Source organism: Streptococcus orisasini, assembly GCF_001431045.1.
GTDB classification, from domain to species: domain Bacteria; phylum Bacillota; class Bacilli; order Lactobacillales; family Streptococcaceae; genus Streptococcus; species Streptococcus orisasini.
The window spans coordinates 13,925-37,873 of sequence record NZ_BCLE01000003.1; the positions used below are offsets into that span (position 1 = coordinate 13,925).

The window sequence follows — 23,949 nt, forward strand, 5'->3', positions numbered from 1 at the left end:
GTAAAGAGCGAGACTAAAACCTCGCTTCAACACGATAGATAGGCTGACCTTTCTGCGAAAATTTCTCTTCATACTCGGTCATTACATTATTATCATAATCACTGGCATGCAAATCTAACCATACCTGCTCTAAAATCATACCATATTGTGAGAAACTTGCCAAGCTATATTCGAAAAGTTTGCGATTATCTGTCTTAAAATGAATCTGACCCTGCTCCGGCAAAATCCTTTGATAGACCTCTAAAAAGTTTTTATAGGTCAAGCGCCGCTTTTCATGGCGCTTTTTGGGCCAAGGATCACTGAAGTTTAAGTAAATCAAACCAACCTCATGATCAGCAAAATAATCGCTAAGACTGGAGCCATTTGCCAAAAGCAGCCGAACATTGGGAAGCTGGCTTTCTAAAACCTTATCCAAAGCATGGCTGAGGACAGAAACCTGCAAATCAATCCCAATATAATTAATTTGAGGATTCTGAGCAGCCATGCCCGTAATAAAGCGTCCTTTGCCGCTTCCAATTTCAATGTGAATAGGGTTATTGTTACCAAAAACTTCCTGCCAGTGTCCCTTGACTTCTTCTGGTTTTAAAATAACATAGTGAGGATTATTTTTCAGATGCTCTTCGGCACCTTTACGTCTTCTAACTCTCATGCTTTCTTTCTAAAAGGATTCTCTGAACTTGCGAAGTTCATAGATTTCCTGATTGACATTTTCCATGTCGCGGTTTTCATAATATTTTAAAATCTGTGACAGGTAAGAAAGCTGACCGTACCATTTAATCTTTTGAAAGACTTTTTCATTTTTCTTATAACCGTAATAAGTCAGCCATTCTGGCCAGCGAGTATGCGGAATATAATGGCTTAAAATATGCGCCACATCATACATACGGTCTGTCACACGGACAGAATCCCAATCCACTAAGTAAATCAAGCCACTGGTGGTCACTACCCAATTGCTGTGTCTGACATCTCCATGAACAATGGTCGCATAGTCCTTCTTAAAATCAGGCAGATTGCGCTTCATTTCTGCAACTACAGACTGCAAATAGGCATTTTCTGCAATTTGATAAGGCGCACTGCGCTCCCAAGACAGCAGTAAGTCCAACGGCTCTTCTATCTTATAATTTAGTTGCAGCAGCTGGTTTACCAAGGGTTTGGATTTGTGCATTTGCAGCAGAATCTGGATAATCTGCTTACTGTTCATATCAGCTCTCGTTAGGAGTCTGCCGTCCAGCCATTCCTGAGCGCTCATCATATCACCGTTGCCCAGACGTTTGGCCCACAGGAGCTGCGGTGCGATTTGTTCTTTGGCCAGGGCTGCTAAAATCGGTGTCGTATTGATTTTCACAAAAATCTTATCGCCATTGGGATAAGTGCCAATATAGGCCTGACCGCTTTTCCCTTTTAAGGGTGTTAAGGTTAAATCTTTATCTGATTGCATCACACTCTCCCCTCCTTTTCATCTCGAATCACTAGTCCTATTTTACTTGTTTTATAGAGCTTAGTCAATTATCTTCTTTATTTTATAAGACAGATAGATTTCATTTAGAATAACTGCTCCTGCTGCAAGAAAAAGTGCCTTCTGCCAAGACAGAGCAAAACATATTTCAACAGCAGTCAGCAGGTAGAGAATAAGCCGCAGAAATTGCTTAAGATCAGTCTTCTTGCTCTTACTATCAATTGGAAAAAGCTGTGTCAGATACTGATAATCATAGTGTTTGTACAGGGCCAGCAGCTGAAACAGCAGCAGGTAATTAAAGAGCACCGCCAAACCTGCTGATATTAAAGGATTGGCAATAAAAATAAGGCTCAGTAGACTTAAAATGCTCAAACGCAGCGTAAGACCCAGATAATCACCGCTCCGCAAAAATGCACGTAAATAGAGATGGCCCCAAGTATGGCTGTGCTTTCGTGATAGAAAACCCATCACAAAATCCAGATAAGCACGCCGTTTAACACTGGCGGAAATCCCCTTAACATTAGTGAATAGGGAGAAAAATTTTAAAATTGCCTGCTGCCGTCTTCTTTCTTGACTAATCGCCTTAGTCCAGTCCAACTTGCCTTGGCGCAGAAAAGCACGATTTTTTCTAGCTATAATCAGCCACTTTAAAGCAAGAAAAGTCAACAAAAAGAGGGCAAAAGAAACAGGAGACATTCCCAAGCGCAAAAATAAGGGGGCTAAAATTAGCAGAAAAACAATCTGCAAAACTCCCCAAAAGAGGAAGGCGCACTTTTGAGCCTGTCGAATGAGACAGATGACATCACTTTCTTTTGGCAAAAGGAAGTGCTGATCAGCAGCTTCCAGATAAGTCGCGCTATTCCCCCAAAACAATAAGGCTACAACCGTCAAAGATAAAATGATTATAATAGGCAAATGATTGGTTGGGAAATGCTTTAATAACTGACTGTACTGCACCATGAGAAAGCCCAACAGAAAAATGAGCACCAAAACAAAATGGTCATTAAACACATAGCGCAGGTATTTGCTGCTTTGTTTGAGAAAAGCGAGGCGTCTTTTGCTAAATACTGTTTTCATAATCACGCCTCTTTGGTCAAAGCCATATAAATGTCATTGAGACTGGCTTGAGGATTGCCGAAATCTACCCGTAAGTCGTCCAGCCTGCCTTGAGCTCTGATCTGCCCAGCATGCAGAATAACAAAACGATCGCACATTTTTTCTGCCGAATCAAGAACATGAGTAGACATGAGAATAGATTTTCCCTTAGCTTTTTCAGCCGCCAAGAGCTTGGTCAAGTCCGCAATAGCTACAGGATCCAGGCCCAAGAAAGGCTCGTCAATAATAAAAAGACTAGGATCAACAATAAAAGCACAGATAATCATTACCTTTTGTTTCATGCCCTTAGAAAAATGGCTTGGGAACCAATCGAGCTTATCTTCCAGCCTGAACAACTCCAAAAGCTTTTGAGCTCGGTTCATTACTTCTTCCTGTTCAATATCATAGGCCATGGCCATGGTTTCAATATGCTCTTTCAGCGTTAGTTCCTCATAAAGACTGGGGGTCTCAGGGATAAAACCGATTTTCTTGCGGTAAGCTTCCTCCTGCTCAGACAGAGTCAGCCCATCAATGCTGATCTTTCCTTCATAAGGAGTCAGAAGGCCGATAATTTCATTAATCGTTGTTGATTTACCAGCACCATTGAGTCCGATAAGACCGACTAATTCGCCGTCGTCTACTTGAAAACTAATATTTTTTAAGACAGGGATATTAACATACCCGCCAGTCAGATTTTCGATTTTTAACATGACGTTTCTTTCTAACTTTGATATACTATATTATAACAAAAACAAGCTAAGAAGGTGATTTTTAATGGACAATTGTATTTTTTGCAAGATTATAGCGGGTGACATTCCTTCATCAAAAGTCTACGAGGATGAAGACGTTTTGGCCTTTCTGGATATTTCACAGGCTACTGTAGGCCATACTTTGGTCATTCCCAAAGAACATGTCCGAAATGCTCTGGAAATGGATGAAAAGAGTGCGACTAAAGTGTTTGCTAGGATTCCTAAAATTGCTCGCGCCCTGAAAAAAGCAACTAAGGCCGACGGACTTAATATCATTAATAACAATGAAGAAGCAGCCGGACAGACCGTTTTTCATGCCCACGTGCACTTGGTTCCCCGTTTTGTGGACTCAGACGAATTTGCCATTCATTTTGTAGAACATGAACCAGACTTTCCTGCTCTTGCTCAGTTGGCAGAGAAAATTCATGAGGAGATTGAGGCATGAAAGTCAAAACCTTTATTATCTCAAGCATTCTTGGAGCTGGACTTTATCAATTGTATAAAAAACGTGATTCTCTCAAAGATTCATTTTTAGAAACAAAGGAACACTTTGACAGAGTAAAAGCTGATGCTGACAATATTCAAAGCAATCTAACCGTAATCAGTCAGCAAAAGGAAAACCTAGCTGCCATCAGTCAGGATTTATCTTACAAGCTTCGACTTTTTCAGCAAGAAAGCCAGCCTCACTTAGCAGAAATTAAAAAGACAGTTCAAAAGTACGCTTCTAAAGATTAAATCCCTTTACAGCATAAAATAAGAGAGGAAAGCACAGTAGGTGCTGACCTCTCTTTTCTATTGCTCAATTAATAGCCGGAGCCTGAACCTGCAGCAGGCTGCTGATAAGCTCCCTGACCGTAATAGCTGCTCGAATTAGATGATGAATTAGAACCATAATTAGCACCAGAACTTGAATCAGAACCATAACTGCCATTAGTGCCATAGCTGTAGTCAGAATAGCCACTCGATCCTGAGTAATCACTACTGCTGTAATCTGAGCTACTCGAGCTGCTGTCATAAACGCTGGTATCACCGTATAGATTTTCATAAAGACTGACAGTTGTTTTTAAGCTTTCCGCAGTCGATTTTTTCTGTCCCAGCTGCTCCTTGATACGATTTTGCACCTTGAGCATTTCCTTGGCCGTTACCAACTGATAAGAAGTACCGTCAATAGTTGCTCCTTCTCCTTTAAGCTGATAAGATTTAACATTTTTAAGAGCATCGCTGTAACCCAGAAGATTAGGAATAGTAGAGCTGGAAATTTCAATATTAGTCTGCATATTCTTGCTGACAGCAGACAGAATTTTACGATACTTGCTGACACTGTCCAGAGCTAAAATCTTTTTTAAGACCTTGCTGATAACTTCGCGCTGCCGTCTTTGTCGACCGTAATCACCATCAGGATCATCATAGCGCATCCGAGAATAAACAAGAGCCTGCTCACCGTTAATCTTGTGGCGGCCGGGTTCTACAGACGCTGTAAACTCAGGTTCGTGTTCTTCTATAGAAATAGGAAAATCAAAGTGGTTGGTTACCGTGATTCCTCCCACAGCATCTACCAGCTGAACCAGACCTTTCATGTTGATCTGAACATACTTATCAATCGTAATATCAAGCATGTCCTGAACAGTCATGATAGCCATTTTAGCACCACCAGCAGCATAAGCAGCATTCAGCTTAGCATCATAGCCTGCTTGATCATTATTTTTGGGACCGGACAATTTGATTAAAATATCCCGTTCTAAGCTAGTCATGGTTGTTTTTTTGGTCTTTGGATTAATGGTTACCAAAATCATGGAATCGCTGTTGCCTTCCCATTTAGACCTTCTATGTGCTGAACCGGTATCCACTCCCATCAAAAGAATGCTAAAAGGCTTTTCATCAGCAAACACATCTTTTTTTGATCCTGTTCCATAATCTTTAAATGTCTTTGAAAACTCACCCAAAGAAAAATTGTAGATACTTGTCGCGTAGACTCCCAAGGCAAGAAAGCTTGTAAGAACTATCGTCACAAGCATAATTAAAATTTTTTTACCAATTTTCATCTGTTTTTCGTTAATCTATCAGTTTTCCCATCAGGTAAACATCAAGAAATTCTCCATTTTTTGTTTTTGCACCACGTTTCTTGATGCCTTCAATTTTAAAACCAAACTTTTCATAAATATGTACAGCCTTAGCATTGCGCCGCTGAACAGTCAATTCCAGCCTGCGAATAACACCGCTGTGTTCAGCCCAGTCAATTGCCGCAGTCATCAAAAGCTGCCCCAATCCATAACCCCAATAATCTTTTAAGACTGCTAGGAAAATCTCTCCAATATGATTAATGCGAGTGTGGCTGTGGGCAGAAATCATCAGGACACCTGCAACATTGTCTCCAATTTTAGCAACAAGACAGATTTCATTAAACGACTGTGCTTTTTGCTCAATGAAAACAGCCATTTCCTGAGCACTCATATGAGGGCTGTCCTCATCCCGCGTAATAAAATCCGTTTCTGTTGTCAGCTGTTTTAGAGTAGCTGCTAAACCTGCTGCATCTTCAGGCAGCACCTCACGAACAATAACTTCCTGCTCAGTCATAGTCAAGCTCCTCTGCCAGCTCTTGGCTGCGCGATCCATGTGGGATAAAAGTCAATTGCCTGCCATCCTCCTTTTTGTCCAAACGAATGGTCAAGTAATCATCCAAAAGACTAGCATCCAGAAGTTCTCCCCATTCAATAACTGTCACACCATCACCAAAAAGAAAGTCATCCAAGTCAATAGAATCAGGATCATCACCAATTCGATAGACATCCAAATGGTAAAACGGCAGCCGTCCCTCATATTCACGAACAATTGTGTAGGTAGGACTTTTAATCATTTGCTTAATGCCCAAACCCTTGGCAATTCCTTTTGTAAGGGTAGTCTTGCCGGCACCTAAATCGCCTGTCAAAATAAGAACATCCTGAGCTTTAAGTTTCTGACCAATCTTCTCACCAAAGGCCAGCAGCTGCTTTTCATTTTGGCTGTAAAACATAGACATATTATATCAAAATGTTTGACCTCTTCCAACTATTTTTCCGAAAAAGAAAGAAGATTTTGCCCATTCTTCAAACAAAACAGGCAGAAAAAATAAGGACAACATTCTGCTGAAATACGCTTGAATCCTGTCCTTTTTATTCCTATAAAACCATGCTGCACTTAAGTTTACAGCCAGTTGACAACCTTAAATGTCAATTACAAAATGGCTAAACTGATGAAATTCAAAACAAAGAGACAATCAAGAACCCAAATGATCGGATGGATATCTTTTGCTTCTTTTTTAATCACTTTGGAAAAGGTATAAAAGAGAAAACCAGTTGCAATTCCCTGTGTAATGCTATAAGCAAGCCCCATAAAGATTGTCGCAAAGAAGGCTGGGATAGCCTCGCTCATATCAGACCATTCGATATCCTTCAAACTTGACAGCATCATAATTCCTACAATCAAAAGCACGGCGGCTGTTGCCTGAGTTGGAACGATGGCAAGAAGAGGACTGAAGAAACTTGAAACAGCAAACAAGGCTGCTACTACAACGGCTGTCAAACCTGTGCGGCCGCCAGCGCCGATACCTGCCGCTGATTCAACAAAGGTAGTGACATTTGAGGTTCCGGCAATGGCACCGACAGTAGTCCCAACCATATCTGAAAACAAGGCTTTATCCATCTTGTTTTTCAAACCGCTCGATTGAGAATTATCTGTCACATTAAAAATACCAGCCTTAGCCCCTGTACCAATAAGCGTACCAACATTGTCAAAAATATCCGTCAAAGCAAAAGCTAAAATAGTCATCAACACTTCAGGAATGCGGCCAGCATCTGAAAACAGGGCTCCCAAACCTTTGCTTCCAAGAGCTGCTCCAAAAATAGTTCCCAGATCCTTAATGGCAGCCGCCGGATTATTGGCTGAAAAGTCAATAGCTGATAAATCAACAATACCAACTAAAACAGCAATAATAGTAGTAAGAATAATTGATAAAATAACACCGCCTTTGATATTTTTTATAATGAAAAAGGCCGTTATAATAATCCCAATAACAGCAACAACAACTGCAGGATTGTTGAAATTCACCAGTGACGGTGTTGCTGAAGAATTAGCTGTAATTGTAGCTAAGCCCTTTGCTGCTCCCTTACCAGAAACCGTATAAGTCCCAGGATCAATGGCAAAGCTTAAAAGACCAGCATTTTTCAGACCAATATATGTTAAGAAAACGCCGATACCAGCACTGATAGCTTTCTTTAGACTATCGGGAATTTCATCAATAATCATCCGGCGAACCTTGGTCAGCGTAATAATAATAGAGATGACACCGCAGATAAAGACCATAGCCAAAGCTTCCTGCCAGGTGTAGCCCAGCGAGAAGACAACCGTATAGGTGAAAAAAGCGTTGAGTCCCATACCCGGTGCCATAGCATAAGGAATATTGGCATAAAGCCCCATCATCAAGGTTCCGGCAATAGAACCGATAATTGTAGCCAGAAAGACACCCTGTGATGGCATTCCTGTCTGGCTCAGAATCGATGGGTTAACAAACAAAATGTAACTCATGGCAAAAAAAGTAGTGAAGCCAGCCAGCACTTCGGTACGAACAGTTGTTTTGTTCTCTTTTAATTTAAAAAACTTTTCCATTATAAAGATAAATTCTCCTTTTTATGAACGATAGTTTTATTATAGCTAAAGATTAGACGCTATTCAAGAGCTTTATCTGGTATTTTCCTGATTGAAAAAGATCAGAACCATTACCTGTAAAAAGGTAAATCCCAAAATAAAAGGTAGAGCATTTTGTGAAAACACCTTGGTCAGCTCATCAATGACAAGCATGGGGCGCAGCACCATATCCCATGAATTAAGTCTGGCATAACGGCCCAGATGAATAGCCACGCTAGACACAAAGGAAAGCAGCAGCATTAAAATTAGTTTGACATAAAAATCCTTAACATTAAAACGTTTAAAAACCTGACTGATACTCTCAGCACCGCACAAGAGGCCAAACAAAATACTAGCCAGAAAAAGGAAATAGAGGATAAGGCTCCTTGGATCACTGAAAACACTGGTCACAAAGTCCATATGAACCATATCTGTCAGCATGTAAAAAGTATTGGGATAAAAGAAAAACCAGAGCAGCCCCAAAAGCAAGGCCAATACAGAATTTTTAAAACGGTTTAAGCAAAAACTAAAATCCAAGGCTAAAAGTGCCAAAAACATATTCCAAATCAAATACCTCTCCTCTATTTGAAAATAGACAATGGCTCCGGAAATGATAAAGAAGAAAAGATGACTGATTAATAGCTTATTTTTCATAGCAGACTCCTTATTTGCTGAAAACAAATTATACCACATTCTTCTCGGACAAAAAACAAGCTTCCTGACTTTTCTTGCTTATTTTCCTTACTTTCTGCTATAATGGCTCTATGACTAAAAAAATGATTGCTCTTGATTTGGACGGGACACTTCTTAGAAGTGACGGAACCATTTCAGACTACACTATTGCTACTATAAAAAAAATCCAGAAACAAGGACATCTGGTTATTATCTCAACCGGACGTCCTTATCGCATGGCCTTAGAATATTACAGAATCCTCGGTTTGAAAACACCAATGATCAATTTTAACGGCTCACTTACACATATCCCTGAACAAAAATGGGCCGGTGAGCATAAGGTTAGAATTGAACGCAAATACCTCTTTGACGTTCTAAAAAACGAGAAAGAATTTGAAGCAGATTTTATTGCCAGTGAATATCGAACCAAATTCTACCTGACTTTCAATCACCGTCAAGCTATCAAACCAGAAATTTTCGGCGTTGACAAGCTAACTGATAAAATGCAGCTCAAGCCAGAAAAAATCACCCAAGATCCCCATGCTTTGCTTATGCAGACACGGGCGGCTGACAAATATGCACTTGCTGATGAAATGATCCAACATTTCAATCATGAAATGGAAATCAGCAGTTGGGGTGGACCTATGAATATTCTGGAATTTTCACCCAAGGGCGTTAACAAGGCTTACGCCCTTAATCATCTGTTAAATACACTTAATCTCGCTAAGCAAGATTTAATTGCTTTCGGTGATGAGCACAATGATACTCAGATGCTAGAATTCGCTTCGGTTGGCTACGCTATGAAAAATGCCAGCCAAGTCCTGCTCCCCCATGCTGATAAGGTGACACAGTTTGACAATGATCATGATGGTGTCGCTAAAGAATTAGAAAAACTGTTTTTATAAAAAACGATGAGAGTGGCCAGACAGCAATGATTGTTGCCTGTCCACTCTCATTTTTTCCATAATTCAGTTATTTGCTAGTACTGCTATCAAAACCTCCTGTTTCATGGTGATCTCTATAGTAGTTTTTTTCTATTATATAAATCTACTTGTCGTATTCAATGCTAACAATTCCCTTTTCTTTATCATCAGCTATGATTTCAAGCACATCATCATCTATAAGTTGCTTCAAGATATTTGCCTTATGTTCATCAATTTTAAAAACAATTTTCTTTATTCTCTTTACGCCATTGGGATGAATAAAATGAACGGGCTTCGGATCAATGCTAAAATAACTCATTAGAAAGGGGAAATCAATTCCTTCTGGAAAAAAACATCTGTAGCGCAAAAGCCTGCCCTTTGTATCAACTCGCTTGAGATTATTAAACAATACCCCTTTAATTCCCTGCTTTTTTAGAAAGGCAACTTCTTCATCCAAACTGCCAAAGTCCTTTTCTATACAAAAACCACATAAGCCTTCATCACAAGTATCCCAATAATGAAATCTCTCTATTTTCTTGGTCACACCAAATACCATGCTGAGTAACATTACTATTTTAGGCATTCCTGTGTTTTGCAGCAACTCGATATAGGCACCTTCACTAAAATATATCAAAGCATTTATAGGATTTTTCTTTCTTCCATATTCAACCACAAAACCTTTCTTTCTCCATTCTTCAACTGCTGATTGTAAATTTTTTACTTTATATATGACATGTCCGCTTCGCATATTTTCCTCCATTGAGTTATTTCAAAGCTCAAAGGTTTGTCAAACTATTTTGACAGACCTTTTTTGATGTTTTTGTCAAATATTTTTGATAGACGGTTTTCCCAAAAAAGAATAAGATAAAGACAAAAGGGGTAACCTATGAAAATTGGAGACAAACTTAAAACTGCACGCCAACAATCACATCTAACTCAAGAAACTGTTGCTGACTTAATCTCAGTCTCAAGACAGACTATTTCCAATTGGGAAAATGAGAAATCTTACCCAGACATTGTCAGCCTGATAAAGCTTAGCGATCTTTATCAGATTAGTTTAGATACACTGTTAAAAGGCGATGGAAAAATTATTAAACATCTGGATAAAACAACAAATGTTGTTAAAAGCAATCAAAAACTGCAGACTTTTTTACTAAGTTATCTATTGATAATAACCTGCTTGTTGCTTTTGTCATTGTTTTTCCTAAAAAGCTATTATTTCTTATTGCTTTTTAGTCTTGTCATGATTTTTAGTCTACTTATTTTGTTTTACCAAATAATAAAAAGAATTTAGAAGATGATAGCAATGATGCTACAACAAATAATGTTAATAATCAGTCTTTTTCTCTTTTTGATAGGTGCTATTTTAACCAGCTATCAAATTTTTAAAATTGTTGAACTTGATGCACGAGCTAGAGGACTGAATAACCCCGAACTTTGGGGGCTTTCTGCCGCTGGCAGAGGAAATATTGTTGGTCTTATTCTCTATTTTAAACACCGGGAAGATTATCCTATCAAAGACTTTCCACCTAAAAAACAGGCAGAGAGCTTAAAACGTAAGAGATGGGCTATTCTTACCCTTTTTCTGGCTGGACTTGGCGCTCTTGGTATCATTTTAGCTACTTTTTGGATCTACTAAGTTTAAAAATCATCTGCCGTCAGCGAGAGTTCTTCTCTATTGCTATCCTCTAGTGCACTGACTGTCACGCCCAATAGACGAACACCGGAATTATTTTCCGTCAGACTATCAAAAATTTGATGGGCAGAGCGCTCAATCGTATCGAAGTCCTGTGTTGGAAAATCCAGAGTCTTACGCTTAGTGAGCGTTGAAAAATCTGAATAACGGACTTTAACGACAATAACTTTCCCTTTTCGCTCGTTTTTAATGAGGCTGTCAGCTACCCGCCTTGCATTTTTGGAAAGCTCCAGTTTAATATCATCATCGTTGTAAAGCAATTTTCCATAAGTTCTCTCGCTACCAATGGATTTGCGAATGCGATTATTTTTTACCGGGGAATTGCTGATGCCACGTGCTTTTCGATAGAGATCAAAACCAAAACGTCCGAAGAGATCAATCAAGGTCATCTCTGGTATTTGCTGCAAATCTTTGCCAGTAAATACATGAAGCTCATGTAACTTCTCGACCGATTTTTTGCCTACTCCGTAAAATTTCTCAATTGGCAAAGCAGCTAAAAAATCTTCTGCATCTTCTGGCAGAATGACTGTCAGACCGCGAGGCTTATCATAATCGCTGGCCAATTTAGCCAGAAATTTATTATAGGAAACGCCAGCAGAACAAGTCAGACGCAGCTCATTCCAAATATCATGCTGAATTAATTTGGCAATTTTAACAGCAGACCTAATCCCCAGTTTATTCTCCGTAACATCTAAGTAAGCCTCGTCAATACTCATAGGCTCTACCAAATCCGTGTAACGTTTGAAAATATCCCGAACCTGCATGCCAATTTCACGGTATTTAGCATGATTGCCCCTAACAAAAATAGCCTGTGGACAGCGTTCATAGGCTTCTTTGGAGGACATGGCCGAATGTATTCCAAATTTTCGTGCTTCATAATTGCAGGTCGAAACCACACCGCGGCCGCCAGTCTGACGAGGATCAGCACCAATAACCAGTGGCTTGCCTCGCAGCTTAGGATTGTCTCGCTCTTCGACCGCAGCAAAAAAGGCATCCATATCAATATGAATGATTTTTCGTGATGTGTCATTAATCAACGGAAAAACTAACATTAAACCTCCTTAGCAGAACCCCAAAGCATAAACAAACACGTTACTATCATCAAGGTTTTCTTATAATCTTTGTTGACCAAAAGGTAGACACTGCATATAAGGCCAACCATAGAAAAGTAAACCCTGTAACATTGTTTTTTGGTTTCATGGCAGACAGGTCTCCTTTAAATTTTTAATAATTCTATTATCATTATACTCTTTTTAGATATTTTTGACATTTATAATACAGTTAAGCTTGTTTTAATAAACTGTATTATAAAAGAAAGTGTTTACAACTAAAGCTTTTTGGTTGTGAAAACGGTTACTGTATGATAGAATGTAACTGAAAAATGTAACAGATGTACTGTTACTAGAAAAAGAGGTTATTTCACTATGGCAACTGTTAAAACTAACACTGACGTTTTTGAAAAAGCTTGGGAAGGCTTTAAAGGAACTGATTGGAAAGAAAAAGCCAGTATTGCCCGCTTTGTACAAGCTAACTACACACCTTATGATGGTGACGAAAGCTTCTTGGCAGGACCAACTGAACGTTCTTTGAAAATCAAAAAGATTGTAGAAGAAACTAAGGCTAAATATGAAGAAGCTGGCCGCTTCCCAATGGATACTCGTCCAACATCAATTGCTGACATCCCTGCCGGCTACATTTCAAAAGATGATGAATTAATCTACGGTATCCAAAACGATGAGCTGTTCAAATTGAACTTCATGCCAAAAGGTGGTATCCGTATGGCTGAAACAGCTCTGAAAGAACACGGTTATGAACCAGACCCAGCTGTTCACGAAATCTTTACTAAATATGTTACAACTGTTAACGATGGTATTTTCCGTGCTTACACTTCTAACATCCGTCGTGCCCGTCACGCTCACACTGTAACTGGTCTGCCAGACGCTTATTCACGTGGACGTATCATCGGTGTTTATGCACGTCTTGCCCTTTACGGTGCTGACTACTTGATGCAAGAAAAAGTTAACGACTGGAATGCTATCACTGAAATTGATGAAGAATCTATCCGTCTTCGCGAAGAAGTTAACATGCAATACCAAGCACTTGGTGAAGTTGTTAAATTGGGTGATCTTTATGGTGTTGACGTTCGCAAACCTGCTATGAACGTTAAAGAAGCTATCCAATGGGTTAACATCGCATTCATGGCTGTCTGCCGTGTCATCAATGGTGCTGCTACTTCTCTTGGACGTGTGCCAATCGTTCTTGATATCTTTGCAGAACGTGACCTTGCTCGCGGAACATTCACTGAAAGTGAAATTCAAGAATTTGTCGATGACTTCGTTATGAAACTTCGTACAGTTAAGTTTGCACGTACTAAAGCTTATGACGAACTTTATTCAGGTGACCCAACCTTCATCACAACTTCTATGGCTGGTATGGGTGCCGATGGCCGTCACCGTGTAACTAAGATGGACTACCGTTTCTTGAACACTCTTGACAATATCGGTAACGCTCCAGAACCAAACTTGACTGTTCTTTGGACTGACAAATTACCTTATTCATTCCGCCGCTACTGTATGGTAATGAGCCACAAACACTCTTCAATCCAATACGAAGGTGTAACAACAATGGCTAAGGATGGCTACGGTGAAATGTCATGTATCTCATGCTGTGTATCACCGCTTGACCCAGAAAATGAAGAACAACGTCACAACATCCAATACTTCGGTGCTCGTGTAAACGTCCTTAAAGCCCTTCTTACAGGTCTGAACGGTGGTTACGATGATGTTCATAAAGACTATAAGGTATTTGACATCGAACCTGTCCGTGATGAAGTTCTTGACTTTGATACTGTTAAAGATAACTTTGAAAAATCTCTTGACTGGTTGACTGACACTTATGTAGATGCTCTTAACATCATTCACTACATGACTGATAAGTACAACTACGAAGCTGTTCAAATGGCCTTCTTACCGACTAAACAACGCGCTAACATGGGATTCGGTATCTGTGGTTTCGCAAATACTGTTGATACTTTGTCAGCTATTAAGTACGCAACTGTTAAACCTATCCGTGACGAAGATGGTTATATCTATGACTACGAAACAACTGGTGAATACCCACGTTGGGGTGAAGATGACCCTCGTTCAAACGAATTGGCTGAATGGTTGATCGAAGCTTATACTACTCGCCTTCGCCGTCACAAGCTCTACAAGAACGCAGAAGCTACTGTATCACTTCTTACCATCACTTCAAACGTTGCTTACTCTAAACAAACTGGTAACTCTCCAGTTCACAAAGGTGTTTACCTCAACGAAGATGGCAGCGTGAACCTGTCTAAACTTGAATTCTTCTCACCAGGTGCTAACCCATCTAACAAAGCTCGCGGTGGATGGCTGCAAAACCTTAATTCACTTGCAAGCCTTGACTTCGCTTATGCTGCTGATGGTATCTCACTGACAACACAAGTTTCACCTAAAGCACTTGGTAAAACATTTGACGAACAAGTTGACAACTTGGTAACAATTCTTGATGGTTACTTCGAAAACGGTGGTCAACACGTTAACTTGAACGTTATGAGCCTTAAAGATGTTTATGACAAGATTATGAGTGGTGAAGATGTTATCGTTCGTATCTCTGGTTACTGTGTAAACACTAAATACCTAACACCAGAACAAAAGACTGAATTGACACAACGTGTCTTCCACGAAGTTCTTTCAATGGACGATGCTGCTGAAGCTATTTCAGGTCAAAAAGCTTAATCTTTAAAAGCTAGCAGACGAGTTTGGGACAGTATGTCTCAAGCTCGTTTTTAGTGATTACTATAAAAACCAGCAATAACGCCTATGAAAATAAAACAAACACGCGATACTTTATCAACTGTCTATCTTGATGCCGTTAAAATCAGAAACACAATCTTTGTTCAAGGACAGGGAGTTCCTCTTTCTATCGAAATCGATAAAAATGAGGCCCACTGTATTCATTTCGTCCTTTATGATGATGATGACAGCCCCCTTGCGACCTGCCGGCTTCTGCCCAACAAGCAAAAAGATTTTGTGACTCTACAGCGGATGGCTGTTCTTGATACCCACCAAGGGTTGGGCTTAGGGTGTAAGATTCTGCAAGCAGCAGAAAATTTTGCTAAAGAGCAAGGCTTTAGAAAGGTTACCCTTCATGCACAGATAAGCGCCTATAACTTCTATGCTAAAAATGGCTATACACCAGTAGGTGAGCAATTTTTAGAGGCCGGTATTGAACATATCACTGTTGAAAAATTTCTATAAAAATCAAAAGAGCTTGAAACAACTCTCTGCCTAAATGTCCATCAGCAGAGCAGTTTCAAGCTCTTTTAGCTAATTCTTAAAAGCAGGTCAAAGGATCTGCTTTTTTGTTTGCTTATTAATCTAATTCTTGCTGGATCAAGGCTATCAGCTCATTGCGATCCAATATCCATTGGGCACGCTCATCTTTTTCGTAGGTTCGGTTGCTTAGAAAAATAGCTGCGCGTTGTTTGGCAATATTAATAAGAACAAAAGTCCCTGTATAGCCAGTATGCAAAAGCCAGTCGTCTTCCAAATCCCAGGCTAAGCTACGTTTTTTAGCAGCTAAAGAATAATTTTGACTTAAGTCTTTAGCAAATGCATCTGACAAATAGTGGTTAACAAAAATTTCCAAGTCTTTAAGCGTTGAAAATAAGCCAGCTGATCCCGTATGGACTCCTAAAACCTGAGCCTTGGGATCGTGAACTCTTCCTGCTGGAATTCCTCTGACTGTCGGAACAGCTGAGGGAACCGGACCAAACGTTGTTTGACTCATATTCCAAGCTGTAAAAATTTCCTGATCAAAAAGACTCTCTAAAGACTGACCAGTCAGCTCTTCCAGCATAAAACCAAGCAAAATAAAATTAATATCTGTATATTTAAAAGACTTGTCGGCAGTCACCGTGATGTGGTTGATAGCATCTTTCAGCTCAGCTGCTGATAAACTGTTACGATTAGGAATATAAGGATCAATGCCACTAGTATGTGTCAGAAGCTGACGCAGTGTAACGGACTTATCATGAAAAGCAGGGTAGTAAAACTGCAGGGACTGATCCAATTCTAAGACGCCATCATTTATCATGAAAATACAAAGTGTCCCTACGCCAACAACCTTAGAAACACTGGCTAAATCGTAGATGAGATCTGGCTTTGTTTTTTCTGTGAGAGCTGTTTCTCCCAAATAAAACTCCTGCCATTCACCGCTATAGAGCGCTAGGCTAGCTCCTAAATAGATGCGTTGACTGATTTGATCCTGAATTTTTGCGATTATCTTTTGCTCACTCATAGTCATGGCAGTTTACGAAACCAAATTTCAATTTGACTAGGTTCTGAAAGAACCAGAACAGTTTCCTTTTTATCTAGATAGACGTTTTGTCCCTTTTCTTCAAGATAATCTTTTAAAGCTGCCAAATCATAAGATACAGGCATCCGAACTTCTAAGATTTCAAGATCCCATGCGACATGAGGTTCGATCATCAAGTCTTCTCCCTGTGCCTCAACAAAATCCACAGACAGCGGAAATTGATTTTGGAAGACTTCCTGATAAAATCCCTGTGATTTGCCTTTATCAGGCACATTTAAAACGACCTTTTCTACCTGATAAGCAGACAGACCTTTAAAATCTTCCCGTGGCTGAACGTCCGCATGCTCTACTTCTTTTAATGTAGACAAATCATCTTCAGCATGGATTAGAAAAAGATCATTTTCAGGCGATAGCGCTTCAAAAGCATAGCCATTTGCTCCTTTAAAAATCTTGCTCGCTTCAGCCCCGTTTGCCAACAAAGCAGCAATTTCATCTGCCTTGTCCGCCTTGATAACCATTTTTTGAAGTTTTTTCAAGCCCTTAACCATTCTAGAATCAGGTGATTCTTCAATAATAAAATGGCTGCCAGACTGAGACCAATCTGTAAAAATAGCCAGCGTGTTTTCCTCAGAAAATAATTTAAAACCCAAGGTCTTTTGATAAAAGTCAATATTTTTGCCGCGGTCATTAATCCGTAAAACCGGCGAATGAAAATCCATTTGTTCAAATAAGCTCATTGCCCTATCCTCCCTTAACATTTCCATTTTAGACAAAATATGACCATTTGACAAGAATTTATATGCTCCATCAAACAATTTTCTTCCACCATAGGACAATAAGCACTAAATTAACTGTTGTCTGTTCATTAAGCTAAATCCTGCCATATTGCTTTTTACACTTGTTTTTGATATTCATTGAAATTCTGTTTAAGGACGTAGAAAAAGCAGTTCAAAATCAGTTTCTAATGAAAGATTGATTTTGAACTGCTTCTTTAGTAATTATTTCAGATATAAGTATTTAAACAAAGCTACACCTGCAACAGCAGCAAGGATTGGTGCGATAACTGGCACCCATGAATACCACCATTTTGAATCACCTTTTGATTCACCAAGAACTGATTTTGGTAAGAAATGGTGAAGGAGACGCGGACCTAAGTCACGTGCAGGGTTAAGGGCAGGACCTGTAGGTCCTCCTAAAGCTGCTACAAGAGCCATCACAAGGAAGCCTAAAGCTAAGTGAGCAACAGATAAACCAGAATTGATATTAGCACCAACTGTCAAACCAACTTGAGAAAATTTAAAGGAAGATGAAGCGACATCTGTTCCCATTGAATTTAACTGCTGAACAATCTCACCGCCAAAATAGTTTTTAGTAAGAGCGAGTGCTCCGAAGAAAAGGACAAATGAACCGGCAAACTCATTGAGAAAACCGTTAATCAGCGATGCTTTCTTAGTTGCATCTGTATCATCATCAACAGCTGATGTTGTTGAGAAAGTTCCTAAAATAGCATTAGCATTTTCAGTTTGTCTGTAGTATGGTGCATGGGTTGCTACAACAACCAATTGACCAAAGATAGCTCCTAAAAACTGAGCTAAGATATAAGGAAGAACTTGTTTCCATGGGAAAAGATCTGAAACAGCTAAGCCTAGCGTGAAAGCTGGGTTGATATGGTTACCAGATACATTGCCAAACATCAAAGCAGGTAGCATTACACCAAAACCATATCCTAAAGTGATGATGACCCATCCGCTTTTATAACCTTTTGTTCCTTTTAATTCAACATTTGCAACGGCACCATTCCCCAAAATAATAAGCAGAGCTGTACCAATAAATTCTGTGAGATATTTCACAGTCCATGTAACATCCATTTGTCTCGTATTCCTCCGAATTAAAATTTTTTAGACATGTACCATTTTATCAAGTATAATAGATAATGTAAAGCCTATCGGAAAATAAAAAACGCTTACTTTGAAAGGTTCTTATGAAATACAATCAATACAGTTACATTCAGACATCGAGCGCTCAAGCAGAAAAAGAACTACAAGAACTTGGATTTGGTATAGATCGACATAAAACAAATAAGGAAAACTTAGCCCAGTTTGTTAGCTGCCTTTATTTCCAAAATCCAGATAAGAATTATGTTTTTAAAAGCTTAATTACAGACAGTGAGACAGATTTTGCTGCTTTTCTGCAGTCTTCTCAAGAACTGACAGATCATATTTTCTATATGATAGCTCTGCAGCTTTTAGAGTTTGTTCCCTATGTTGATTTCACAGACAGCAAGTCTTTTGTCAAAGAAATCCATTTTCCGCTGACTTTTGATTCTGATGGTTTTCTGCTGAATCTCTATCAGCTGCTGGCAACCCGCACCAAAAACGGCATGACCCTCATTGACCGCTTAGTCAGCCAAAGTTTTCTTTCAGCTGACAATAGTTACCATTATTTTAACGGCAAAAGCTTAGCAACCTTTGATACGGCTGATGTGATTCGCGAAATTGTTTATGTTGAGGCACCGATTGATACAGATAAGGATGGGAAATTAGACCTTATTAAGGTCAATATTATCCGCCCTAAAACCAAGGAACGGCTTCCTGTTATCATGACCGCCAGCCCCTATCATCAAGGTATAAATGAAAAGAAATCCGACCAAAAGCTGCATCAAATGGAAGGTGAGCTGACTGTCAAACAGGCAGGGTCTATCAAGGTTAGTCAACACGATTTTCAGCCGCTTGAAACAAACCTTCCTGACCTGCCGACAAGTCCAGCTCAAGAGAGCTTCTCTCACATTAGCAGCTATACTCTCAATGATTATTTTCTGGCTCGCGGCTTTGCCAATATTTACGTGTCCGGTGTCGGCACCAAAGACTCCGATGGCTTCATGACCAGCGGCGACTATGCTCAAATTGAATCTTTCAAAGCTGTCATTGATTGGTTAAATGGCAGAGCAGCTGCTTATACCAACCACAATCGTGATAGGCTGGTGACTGCCGACTGGACAAACGGACTGGTTGCTACAAGTGGAAAATCTTATCTAGGTACCATGTCTACTGGCTTGGCGACAACAGGAGTTGACGGCCTTAAGGTTATTATTGCAGAATCCGCCATTTCCTCCTGGTATGGCTATTACCGGGAAAATGGACTAGTCTGTAGTCCTGGCGGTTATCCAGGCGAAGATTTGGATGTGCTCACCGAGCTGACCTATTCGCGCAATTTAACAGCCGGTGATTATTTGAGAAACAATGCCCATTACCAAGAGATGCTCAAGGAACAGTCCCAACAAATAGACCGTACCAGCGGCGACTACAATCAATTTTGGCAGGATCGCAATTATTTACCTTATGCGCACAAAGTCAAGGCACATGTGGTGTATACACACGGCCTGCAGGACTGGAATGTCAAGCCCAATCACGTCTATGATATTTTAAATGCTTTGCCTTCTCATGTAGAAAAGCATGCCTTTTTGCACCATGGCGAGCATGTCTACATGCACAATTGGCAGTCTATTGATTTCCGTGAAAGCATGAATGCCCTTTTGACTAAGGAATTACTGGGCTATTCTAATCATTTTCAGCTGCCAACTATCATTTGGCAAAATAATTCACAGCCCTACACCTGGCAGAATTTAACAGACTTTGGCAGTCAAGAGACAGCTCATTTTCCTTTGGGACAGGGTAAACAGCTAATTGACAACCATTATCCTGCTGCTGAATTTAAACGTTACAGCAAGGACTATCACTGCTTTAAAACTGATCTTTTCACTAAAAAGACTAATGAAATTGTTGTTGATCTGCCGATTGAGGAAGACCTCCTTATCAACGGCCAAATCACCTTAAATGCCAGATTCAAATCCAGTAGCAACAAGGGAATTCTCTCAGCCCAAGTCTTAGATTTCGGTCAGAAAAAACGTTTTGCTGATTCTCCAAGTGTTATCGAACTTAACAGCATCGATAATGGCCAGAACTTCTCTCTTGAAGCTCTCCGTGAACTGCCCTACAAGAAAACACCTTACCGGGTTATCACTAAAGGCATTTTAAATTTACAAAACCGCACAGACCTGTTAAAAATCGAGGACATCACCCCCAGAGAATGGATGACTGTGCAGTTTAAGCTGCAAGCCAGTATTTACCAGCTCAAAAAAGGAGATACGCTCAGGGTCATTCTTTATACCACTGACTTTGAACATACTATTCGTGACAACAGCAACTACGCTCTGACGGTGGACTTAGCCGAGTCATCGCTGGACATTCCGCATACGCCACTTTCAAAGTAAATATTTTCAAACTGCAAACAGACAAAAGCGGTGAAGCAACAATCGGTTTTTAACCGACAACTGCTTCACCGCTTTTACAGTTAATAAAATTTAGGATTCCTGCAGGCTGTACTGAGCACGGCAAAGTGAAGGCAACAGTCTATAGTTTTTGAAGACTATCAGCCGACAGAGCCTTCCATTTCATAAGAAATCAGGCGGTTGAGTTCAATCGCATATTCCATTGGCAGCTCCTTGGTGAAGGGTTCAACAAAGCCCATGACAATCATTTCGGTAGCCTGACTTTCTGTCAAACCGCGGCTCATTAAATAATAGAGCTGCTCTTCAGAAATTTTTGACACCTTGGCTTCATGCTCCAAGGCCACCTGAGAATTGTGAATTTCATTGAAAGGAACGGTATCAGACCGAGAAAGTTCATCCATAATAATAGTATCACACTCAATGTGACTAACAGATTTCTGAGAATTTCTGCCGAAGGTCACCTGACCTCGATAATTAACTTCTCCACCTCCTTTGGAGATGGATTTGGAAACAATTGAAGAGCTGGTGTGAGGAGCATTGTGAATCATCTTGCCGCCAGTATCCTGAACTTGTTTGCCATTAGCAAAAGCAATTGACAGCATGGTTCCACGCGCACCTTCTCCATCCAAAATAACAGACGGATACTTCATCGTCGTATGGGAACCTAAATTGCCATCAATCCATTCGACTGTGGCATTCCTATCAGCTTTGGCTCGCTTAGTCACCAAATTATAGACATTATCCGACCAATTTTGAATGGTTGAATAGCGCATGTAAGAACCTTCCAGAGCATAAACTTCAACAATAGCAGCATGCAGACTGGCAGTAGAATAAATGGGTGCCGTACAGCCTTCAACATAATGGACGCTGGCTCCCTCATCAACAATAATCAAGGTCCGTTCAAACTGCCCAGTCTCTTCATGGTTCATCCGAAAATAGGTCTGTAAAGGAATATCACATTTGACACCTTTAGGAACATAGATAAAGGTACCGCCTGACCAAAAAGCAGCATTTAGTGCTGACAGTTTATTGTCTCCTGGCGTCACCAATTTCGCAAAATACTTCTTAAACAAATCAGGATATTCCGCCTGCTTTGAAGCCTTTTGATAATAAATAATTTCATCAAAATCAAGCTCAGAAAGATCCGGTCCCCAATCCGGCATAGGCATTTTATGAAAGGTCTCAAGAGCCTTAAGACGAAAATCAAGCATCCATTCGGGCTCTCCCTTAGCTCGGGAAAGTTCACGTACGGCAGCTTCCGTCGCACCTTTTCCAGTTGAAATAATAGGCTCGATATCATCATGAAAGCCAAATTTATAATCACCTAATTCAATAGGCTTAGGAGTTACTTGTGTACTTGTTTCAGACATTACTTCACCTTCTTAATATACTAATATACTAAAATTTCTGTTAAATTGAAAGCTTCCTGATATCCCTATCCCATGAAAAATACAATGATAAGAAAAAAGCTTCAGCCTAGTCAGAAAACTGATTGAGCTGAAGCAATTCTTTATTTATCTGTACTTGCTTGATAAGCAAGGTTGCGCTTTTTCATTTCTTTTGCATACCAAGCAAACAGAGCAAGGTAAACAGCAGTGAAAATAACTAGTGTTATAAGGGCTGCAATCTGTCCTGTTGTTGCCTGACCAATCACATAACCAAAGATTTTTTCCATAGGGCCTTCTAGAGTGGAATGCGTAATCATCGAACCGGCAGAAGCACCAGCCGGAAACGCTCCAACTTTCTTAGCCAGTTCAGTAGCAAACGGTGCAATCATTGTTCCAGAAAGAAGGAATAAAGGAAGAAGAAGTGTACCAAAGATAATCATCCGAATCAAGCGGCCGCGCGTGACCACTAAAAGCGCAGGCGTAACTCCCATTGCAATAATTCCTGCAAGAGGAAGAATTCCGTTACCAACTTTTGATAAAAGTACAGCTTCTAAAAGCATGATGGGAGCAAGAATATTGGCACAAGCCCAAATTTCTGCACGTCCGGCGATAAAAGGCCAGTCAAGTCCAATATTGAAGCGACGGCCTGCCATTTTTTTATTGGCAAAATTAGTAATTCCTTGAGAAAGAGGTTCTACAGCTGCAATAAACCAAGAACCAATTAAAGAGAACAGTTCTAAGCAGGCTCCAGCTGTAAATCCTAAGCTGAACCAATTTTTAACAGACTCAATACTGACATGCGGGTCACCCATGATGCCAATGACAAATCCCAGCAGCATACCAATAAAGAATTTCGAACCCCAAAAGCCGATAGCCTTATTTAATTTGGCAGCATCAAAGTCATACTTATTGAGGCCTGGGAAAAATTTATCAAAAATCTTGTCAAGAACCATAATAATAGGATTCATCATATAGTTCATATGCGTGGAAGTCATTGGTGAGTTTGATCCTGCACCTAACAAGTCGTCAAAGGTCGGTTTCATCAGATCTGAGTTGATAATCTTTAAAACCCCAACTAAAATGATGGCAAGAGTCGCAATCACTACAGACAAAGCAGCTGGAAGATGGTTTTGATTAGCATACCACATAATCAGCAGACCTGTAATGGATAGATGCCAAATATCAAAAATGTCAACATCGAGGGTGTTTGTTTTATTTAGCACGATCATGGCAATATTGACAATCAGCATGACCAGCAAGAAATACAGTGTATAAGGCGACCCCCAGGTGATAGTTGCCAAGGGAGCCCAACCGACATCAATAATATTCAAACTAATGCCTGTATGCTTAACAAAATCTTGCAGCGATTCCGAAAAAGAACTTGTCAAAATGTTAATAATAGCACCAATCCCTGTCAAGGCAATGGCAAGTTTAATACCCCCTTCTAAAGCTCTCGAAAATTTTACACCGAAAGCCATAGATAAAACAGTTATAACAATCAGCATGACAACACCAGACCCCATTTGAATAATCGGGGTGAAAATATGATTTACTATATCAAGAAATCCCTGCATGTCTACTTACTCCTTCAATCTTCTCTTTGTCTAATCAATCCTATTTGTCAGTCAAAATGAACACTGTCCACCTGCTTACTTAAAACATTGATAAATGCTTTGACTTGTA

General features: G+C 39.9%; 24 protein-coding genes. 8 read left to right on the forward strand and 16 right to left on the reverse strand.

Annotated elements, in window-relative coordinates:
• Nucleotides 1-13: 13 nt before the first annotated feature.
• From trmB to SCSH_RS00290, 4 genes are read right to left on the reverse strand one after another with little or no spacing between them, the layout of a single operon-like run.
• A complete protein-coding gene (gene trmB, locus SCSH_RS00275; RefSeq protein WP_057489907.1) occupies nucleotides 14-649 on the reverse strand; it encodes a tRNA (guanosine(46)-N7)-methyltransferase TrmB in 636 nt (211 codons plus the stop codon).
• Nucleotides 650-658: 9 nt separating this feature from the next.
• On the reverse strand, nucleotides 659-1,441 hold the full coding sequence (ccrZ, locus tag SCSH_RS00280; RefSeq protein ID WP_057489908.1) for a cell cycle regulator CcrZ: 783 nt from the start codon (nucleotides 1,439-1,441) through the stop codon (nucleotides 659-661).
• Nucleotides 1,442-1,498: 57 nt separating this feature from the next.
• Nucleotides 1,499-2,533 (reverse strand): ABC transporter permease, encoded by a 1,035-nt coding sequence (locus SCSH_RS00285; protein ID WP_057489909.1) that lies wholly within the window; start codon nucleotides 2,531-2,533, stop codon nucleotides 1,499-1,501.
• A gap of 2 nt (nucleotides 2,534-2,535) precedes the next feature.
• The gene (locus tag SCSH_RS00290) at nucleotides 2,536-3,261 is read right to left on the reverse strand and encodes an ABC transporter ATP-binding protein (protein ID WP_057489910.1); all 726 of its coding nucleotides are present in this window, start codon (nucleotides 3,259-3,261) and stop codon (nucleotides 2,536-2,538) included.
• A 64-nt stretch (nucleotides 3,262-3,325) separates the two neighbouring features.
• Between SCSH_RS00290 and SCSH_RS00295 the strand changes: the two genes are divergently transcribed.
• Both SCSH_RS00295 and SCSH_RS00300 read left to right on the forward strand, forming a co-directional pair.
• A complete protein-coding gene (locus SCSH_RS00295; protein WP_057489911.1) occupies nucleotides 3,326-3,745 on the forward strand; it encodes an HIT family protein in 420 nt (139 codons plus the stop codon).
• Entirely contained in the window at nucleotides 3,742-4,035 is a 294-nt protein-coding gene (locus tag SCSH_RS00300; RefSeq protein WP_057489912.1) for a hypothetical protein, read from the forward strand. The genes SCSH_RS00295 and SCSH_RS00300 overlap by 4 nt, the downstream gene beginning before the upstream one ends.
• 68 nt (nucleotides 4,036-4,103) lie before the next feature.
• Here the strand turns inward: SCSH_RS00300 and lytR are convergent, their stop codons facing one another.
• From lytR to SCSH_RS00325, 5 genes are all read right to left on the reverse strand, one after another.
• Nucleotides 4,104-5,342, reverse strand: coding sequence for a glycopolymer--peptidoglycan transferase LytR (lytR, locus tag SCSH_RS00305; protein WP_057489913.1), 1,239 nt, complete (start codon nucleotides 5,340-5,342; stop codon nucleotides 4,104-4,106).
• Nucleotides 5,343-5,352: 10 nt separating this feature from the next.
• Entirely contained in the window at nucleotides 5,353-5,874 is a 522-nt protein-coding gene (locus tag SCSH_RS00310; RefSeq protein WP_057489914.1) for a GNAT family N-acetyltransferase, read from the reverse strand.
• Nucleotides 5,867-6,310, reverse strand: coding sequence for a tRNA (adenosine(37)-N6)-threonylcarbamoyltransferase complex ATPase subunit type 1 TsaE (tsaE, locus tag SCSH_RS00315; protein ID WP_057489915.1), 444 nt, complete (start codon nucleotides 6,308-6,310; stop codon nucleotides 5,867-5,869). The genes SCSH_RS00310 and tsaE overlap by 8 nt, the downstream gene beginning before the upstream one ends.
• A gap of 200 nt (nucleotides 6,311-6,510) precedes the next feature.
• Entirely contained in the window at nucleotides 6,511-7,941 is a 1,431-nt protein-coding gene (locus SCSH_RS00320) for an NCS2 family permease (protein ID WP_057489916.1), read from the reverse strand.
• Nucleotides 7,942-8,013: 72 nt separating this feature from the next.
• On the reverse strand, nucleotides 8,014-8,613 hold the full coding sequence (locus tag SCSH_RS00325) for a DUF1361 domain-containing protein (RefSeq protein WP_057489917.1): 600 nt from the start codon (nucleotides 8,611-8,613) through the stop codon (nucleotides 8,014-8,016).
• A 110-nt stretch (nucleotides 8,614-8,723) separates the two neighbouring features.
• Between SCSH_RS00325 and SCSH_RS00330 the strand changes: the two genes are divergently transcribed.
• Nucleotides 8,724-9,536 carry a Cof-type HAD-IIB family hydrolase gene (locus SCSH_RS00330; RefSeq protein WP_057489918.1) on the forward strand — a complete coding sequence of 271 codons (813 nt, stop codon included), beginning with the start codon at nucleotides 8,724-8,726 and terminating at the stop codon, nucleotides 9,534-9,536.
• Nucleotides 9,537-9,678: 142 nt separating this feature from the next.
• On the opposite strand, the gene SCSH_RS00335 is transcribed toward SCSH_RS00330, so the two are convergent.
• Nucleotides 9,679-10,302: a VOC family protein gene (locus SCSH_RS00335; RefSeq protein WP_057489919.1), complete on the reverse strand. Its 624-nt coding sequence runs from the start codon at nucleotides 10,300-10,302 to the stop codon at nucleotides 9,679-9,681.
• A gap of 138 nt (nucleotides 10,303-10,440) precedes the next feature.
• Here SCSH_RS00335 and SCSH_RS00340 point away from each other — a divergent pair, with 138 nt between their 5' ends.
• Nucleotides 10,441-10,848, forward strand: coding sequence for a helix-turn-helix domain-containing protein (locus tag SCSH_RS00340; RefSeq protein WP_057489920.1), 408 nt, complete (start codon nucleotides 10,441-10,443; stop codon nucleotides 10,846-10,848).
• Between the two features lie 12 nt (nucleotides 10,849-10,860).
• Nucleotides 10,861-11,193 (forward strand): hypothetical protein, encoded by a 333-nt coding sequence (locus SCSH_RS00345; RefSeq protein ID WP_057489921.1) that lies wholly within the window; start codon nucleotides 10,861-10,863, stop codon nucleotides 11,191-11,193.
• Nucleotides 11,194-11,195: 2 nt separating this feature from the next.
• Here SCSH_RS00345 and dinB read toward each other — a convergent pair whose 3' ends face one another.
• Nucleotides 11,196-12,302 (reverse strand): DNA polymerase IV, encoded by a 1,107-nt coding sequence (gene dinB, locus SCSH_RS00350; protein WP_057489922.1) that lies wholly within the window; start codon nucleotides 12,300-12,302, stop codon nucleotides 11,196-11,198.
• A gap of 372 nt (nucleotides 12,303-12,674) precedes the next feature.
• On the opposite strand from dinB, the gene pflB reads away from it, so the two are divergent.
• Nucleotides 12,675-15,008: a formate C-acetyltransferase gene (gene pflB, locus SCSH_RS00355; protein WP_057489923.1), complete on the forward strand. Its 2,334-nt coding sequence runs from the start codon at nucleotides 12,675-12,677 to the stop codon at nucleotides 15,006-15,008.
• Between the two features lie 84 nt (nucleotides 15,009-15,092).
• Nucleotides 15,093-15,530, forward strand: a complete 438-nt coding sequence (locus SCSH_RS00360) for a GNAT family N-acetyltransferase (protein WP_057489924.1) — start codon at nucleotides 15,093-15,095, stop codon at nucleotides 15,528-15,530.
• Between the two features lie 115 nt (nucleotides 15,531-15,645).
• On the opposite strand, the gene SCSH_RS00365 is transcribed toward SCSH_RS00360, so the two are convergent.
• The 3 genes from SCSH_RS00365 to gla all read right to left on the reverse strand — a co-directional run bounded on the left by SCSH_RS00365 (nucleotide 15,646) and on the right by gla (nucleotide 18,458).
• Nucleotides 15,646-16,572 (reverse strand): serine hydrolase domain-containing protein, encoded by a 927-nt coding sequence (locus SCSH_RS00365; RefSeq protein WP_057489925.1) that lies wholly within the window; start codon nucleotides 16,570-16,572, stop codon nucleotides 15,646-15,648.
• Between the two features lie 2 nt (nucleotides 16,573-16,574).
• On the reverse strand, nucleotides 16,575-17,327 hold the full coding sequence (locus SCSH_RS00370) for a CppA family protein (RefSeq protein WP_057489926.1): 753 nt from the start codon (nucleotides 17,325-17,327) through the stop codon (nucleotides 16,575-16,577).
• A 261-nt stretch (nucleotides 17,328-17,588) separates the two neighbouring features.
• Entirely contained in the window at nucleotides 17,589-18,458 is an 870-nt protein-coding gene (gene gla / locus SCSH_RS00375; RefSeq protein ID WP_057489927.1) for an aquaglyceroporin Gla, read from the reverse strand.
• Nucleotides 18,459-18,571: 113 nt separating this feature from the next.
• On the opposite strand from gla, the gene SCSH_RS00380 reads away from it, so the two are divergent.
• On the forward strand, nucleotides 18,572-20,860 hold the full coding sequence (locus SCSH_RS00380; protein ID WP_057489928.1) for a Xaa-Pro dipeptidyl-peptidase: 2,289 nt from the start codon (nucleotides 18,572-18,574) through the stop codon (nucleotides 20,858-20,860).
• Between the two features lie 158 nt (nucleotides 20,861-21,018).
• Here the strand turns inward: SCSH_RS00380 and sufB are convergent, their stop codons facing one another.
• Nucleotides 21,019-22,248 carry a Fe-S cluster assembly protein SufB gene (gene sufB, locus SCSH_RS00385; protein ID WP_057489929.1) on the reverse strand — a complete coding sequence of 410 codons (1,230 nt, stop codon included), beginning with the start codon at nucleotides 22,246-22,248 and terminating at the stop codon, nucleotides 21,019-21,021.
• A gap of 140 nt (nucleotides 22,249-22,388) precedes the next feature.
• Nucleotides 22,389-23,840, reverse strand: a complete 1,452-nt coding sequence (locus SCSH_RS00390) for a PTS galactitol transporter subunit IIC (protein WP_057489930.1) — start codon at nucleotides 23,838-23,840, stop codon at nucleotides 22,389-22,391.
• Nucleotides 23,841-23,949: the final 109 nt, after the last annotated feature.

What these genes read in the sequence shown, in the direction of transcription:
- trmB (WP_057489907.1), bottom strand. Translation starts at nt 649, where the DNA reads ATGAGAGTTAGAAGACGTAAAGGTGCCGAAGAGCATCTGAAAAATAAT.
- SCSH_RS00285 (WP_057489909.1), bottom strand. Translation starts at nt 2,533, where the DNA reads ATGAAAACAGTATTTAGCAAAAGACGCCTCGCTTTTCTCAAACAAAGC.
- SCSH_RS00290 (WP_057489910.1), bottom strand. Translation starts at nt 3,261, where the DNA reads ATGTTAAAAATCGAAAATCTGACTGGCGGGTATGTTAATATCCCTGTC.
- SCSH_RS00295 (WP_057489911.1), top strand. Translation starts at nt 3,326, where the DNA reads ATGGACAATTGTATTTTTTGCAAGATTATAGCGGGTGACATTCCTTCA.
- SCSH_RS00300 (WP_057489912.1), top strand. Translation starts at nt 3,742, where the DNA reads ATGAAAGTCAAAACCTTTATTATCTCAAGCATTCTTGGAGCTGGACTT.
- lytR (WP_057489913.1), bottom strand. Translation starts at nt 5,342, where the DNA reads ATGAAAATTGGTAAAAAAATTTTAATTATGCTTGTGACGATAGTTCTT.
- SCSH_RS00310 (WP_057489914.1), bottom strand. Translation starts at nt 5,874, where the DNA reads ATGACTGAGCAGGAAGTTATTGTTCGTGAGGTGCTGCCTGAAGATGCA.
- tsaE (WP_057489915.1), bottom strand. Translation starts at nt 6,310, where the DNA reads ATGTTTTACAGCCAAAATGAAAAGCAGCTGCTGGCCTTTGGTGAGAAG.
- SCSH_RS00320 (WP_057489916.1), bottom strand. Translation starts at nt 7,941, where the DNA reads ATGGAAAAGTTTTTTAAATTAAAAGAGAACAAAACAACTGTTCGTACC.
- SCSH_RS00325 (WP_057489917.1), bottom strand. Translation starts at nt 8,613, where the DNA reads ATGAAAAATAAGCTATTAATCAGTCATCTTTTCTTCTTTATCATTTCC.
- SCSH_RS00330 (WP_057489918.1), top strand. Translation starts at nt 8,724, where the DNA reads ATGACTAAAAAAATGATTGCTCTTGATTTGGACGGGACACTTCTTAGA.
- SCSH_RS00335 (WP_057489919.1), bottom strand. Translation starts at nt 10,302, where the DNA reads ATGCGAAGCGGACATGTCATATATAAAGTAAAAAATTTACAATCAGCA.
- SCSH_RS00340 (WP_057489920.1), top strand. Translation starts at nt 10,441, where the DNA reads ATGAAAATTGGAGACAAACTTAAAACTGCACGCCAACAATCACATCTA.
- SCSH_RS00345 (WP_057489921.1), top strand. Translation starts at nt 10,861, where the DNA reads ATGATGCTACAACAAATAATGTTAATAATCAGTCTTTTTCTCTTTTTG.
- dinB (WP_057489922.1), bottom strand. Translation starts at nt 12,302, where the DNA reads ATGTTAGTTTTTCCGTTGATTAATGACACATCACGAAAAATCATTCAT.
- pflB (WP_057489923.1), top strand. Translation starts at nt 12,675, where the DNA reads ATGGCAACTGTTAAAACTAACACTGACGTTTTTGAAAAAGCTTGGGAA.
- SCSH_RS00360 (WP_057489924.1), top strand. Translation starts at nt 15,093, where the DNA reads ATGAAAATAAAACAAACACGCGATACTTTATCAACTGTCTATCTTGAT.
- SCSH_RS00365 (WP_057489925.1), bottom strand. Translation starts at nt 16,572, where the DNA reads ATGAGTGAGCAAAAGATAATCGCAAAAATTCAGGATCAAATCAGTCAA.
- SCSH_RS00370 (WP_057489926.1), bottom strand. Translation starts at nt 17,327, where the DNA reads ATGAGCTTATTTGAACAAATGGATTTTCATTCGCCGGTTTTACGGATT.
- gla (WP_057489927.1), bottom strand. Translation starts at nt 18,458, where the DNA reads ATGGATGTTACATGGACTGTGAAATATCTCACAGAATTTATTGGTACA.
- SCSH_RS00380 (WP_057489928.1), top strand. Translation starts at nt 18,572, where the DNA reads ATGAAATACAATCAATACAGTTACATTCAGACATCGAGCGCTCAAGCA.
- sufB (WP_057489929.1), bottom strand. Translation starts at nt 22,248, where the DNA reads ATGTCTGAAACAAGTACACAAGTAACTCCTAAGCCTATTGAATTAGGT.
- SCSH_RS00390 (WP_057489930.1), bottom strand. Translation starts at nt 23,840, where the DNA reads ATGCAGGGATTTCTTGATATAGTAAATCATATTTTCACCCCGATTATT.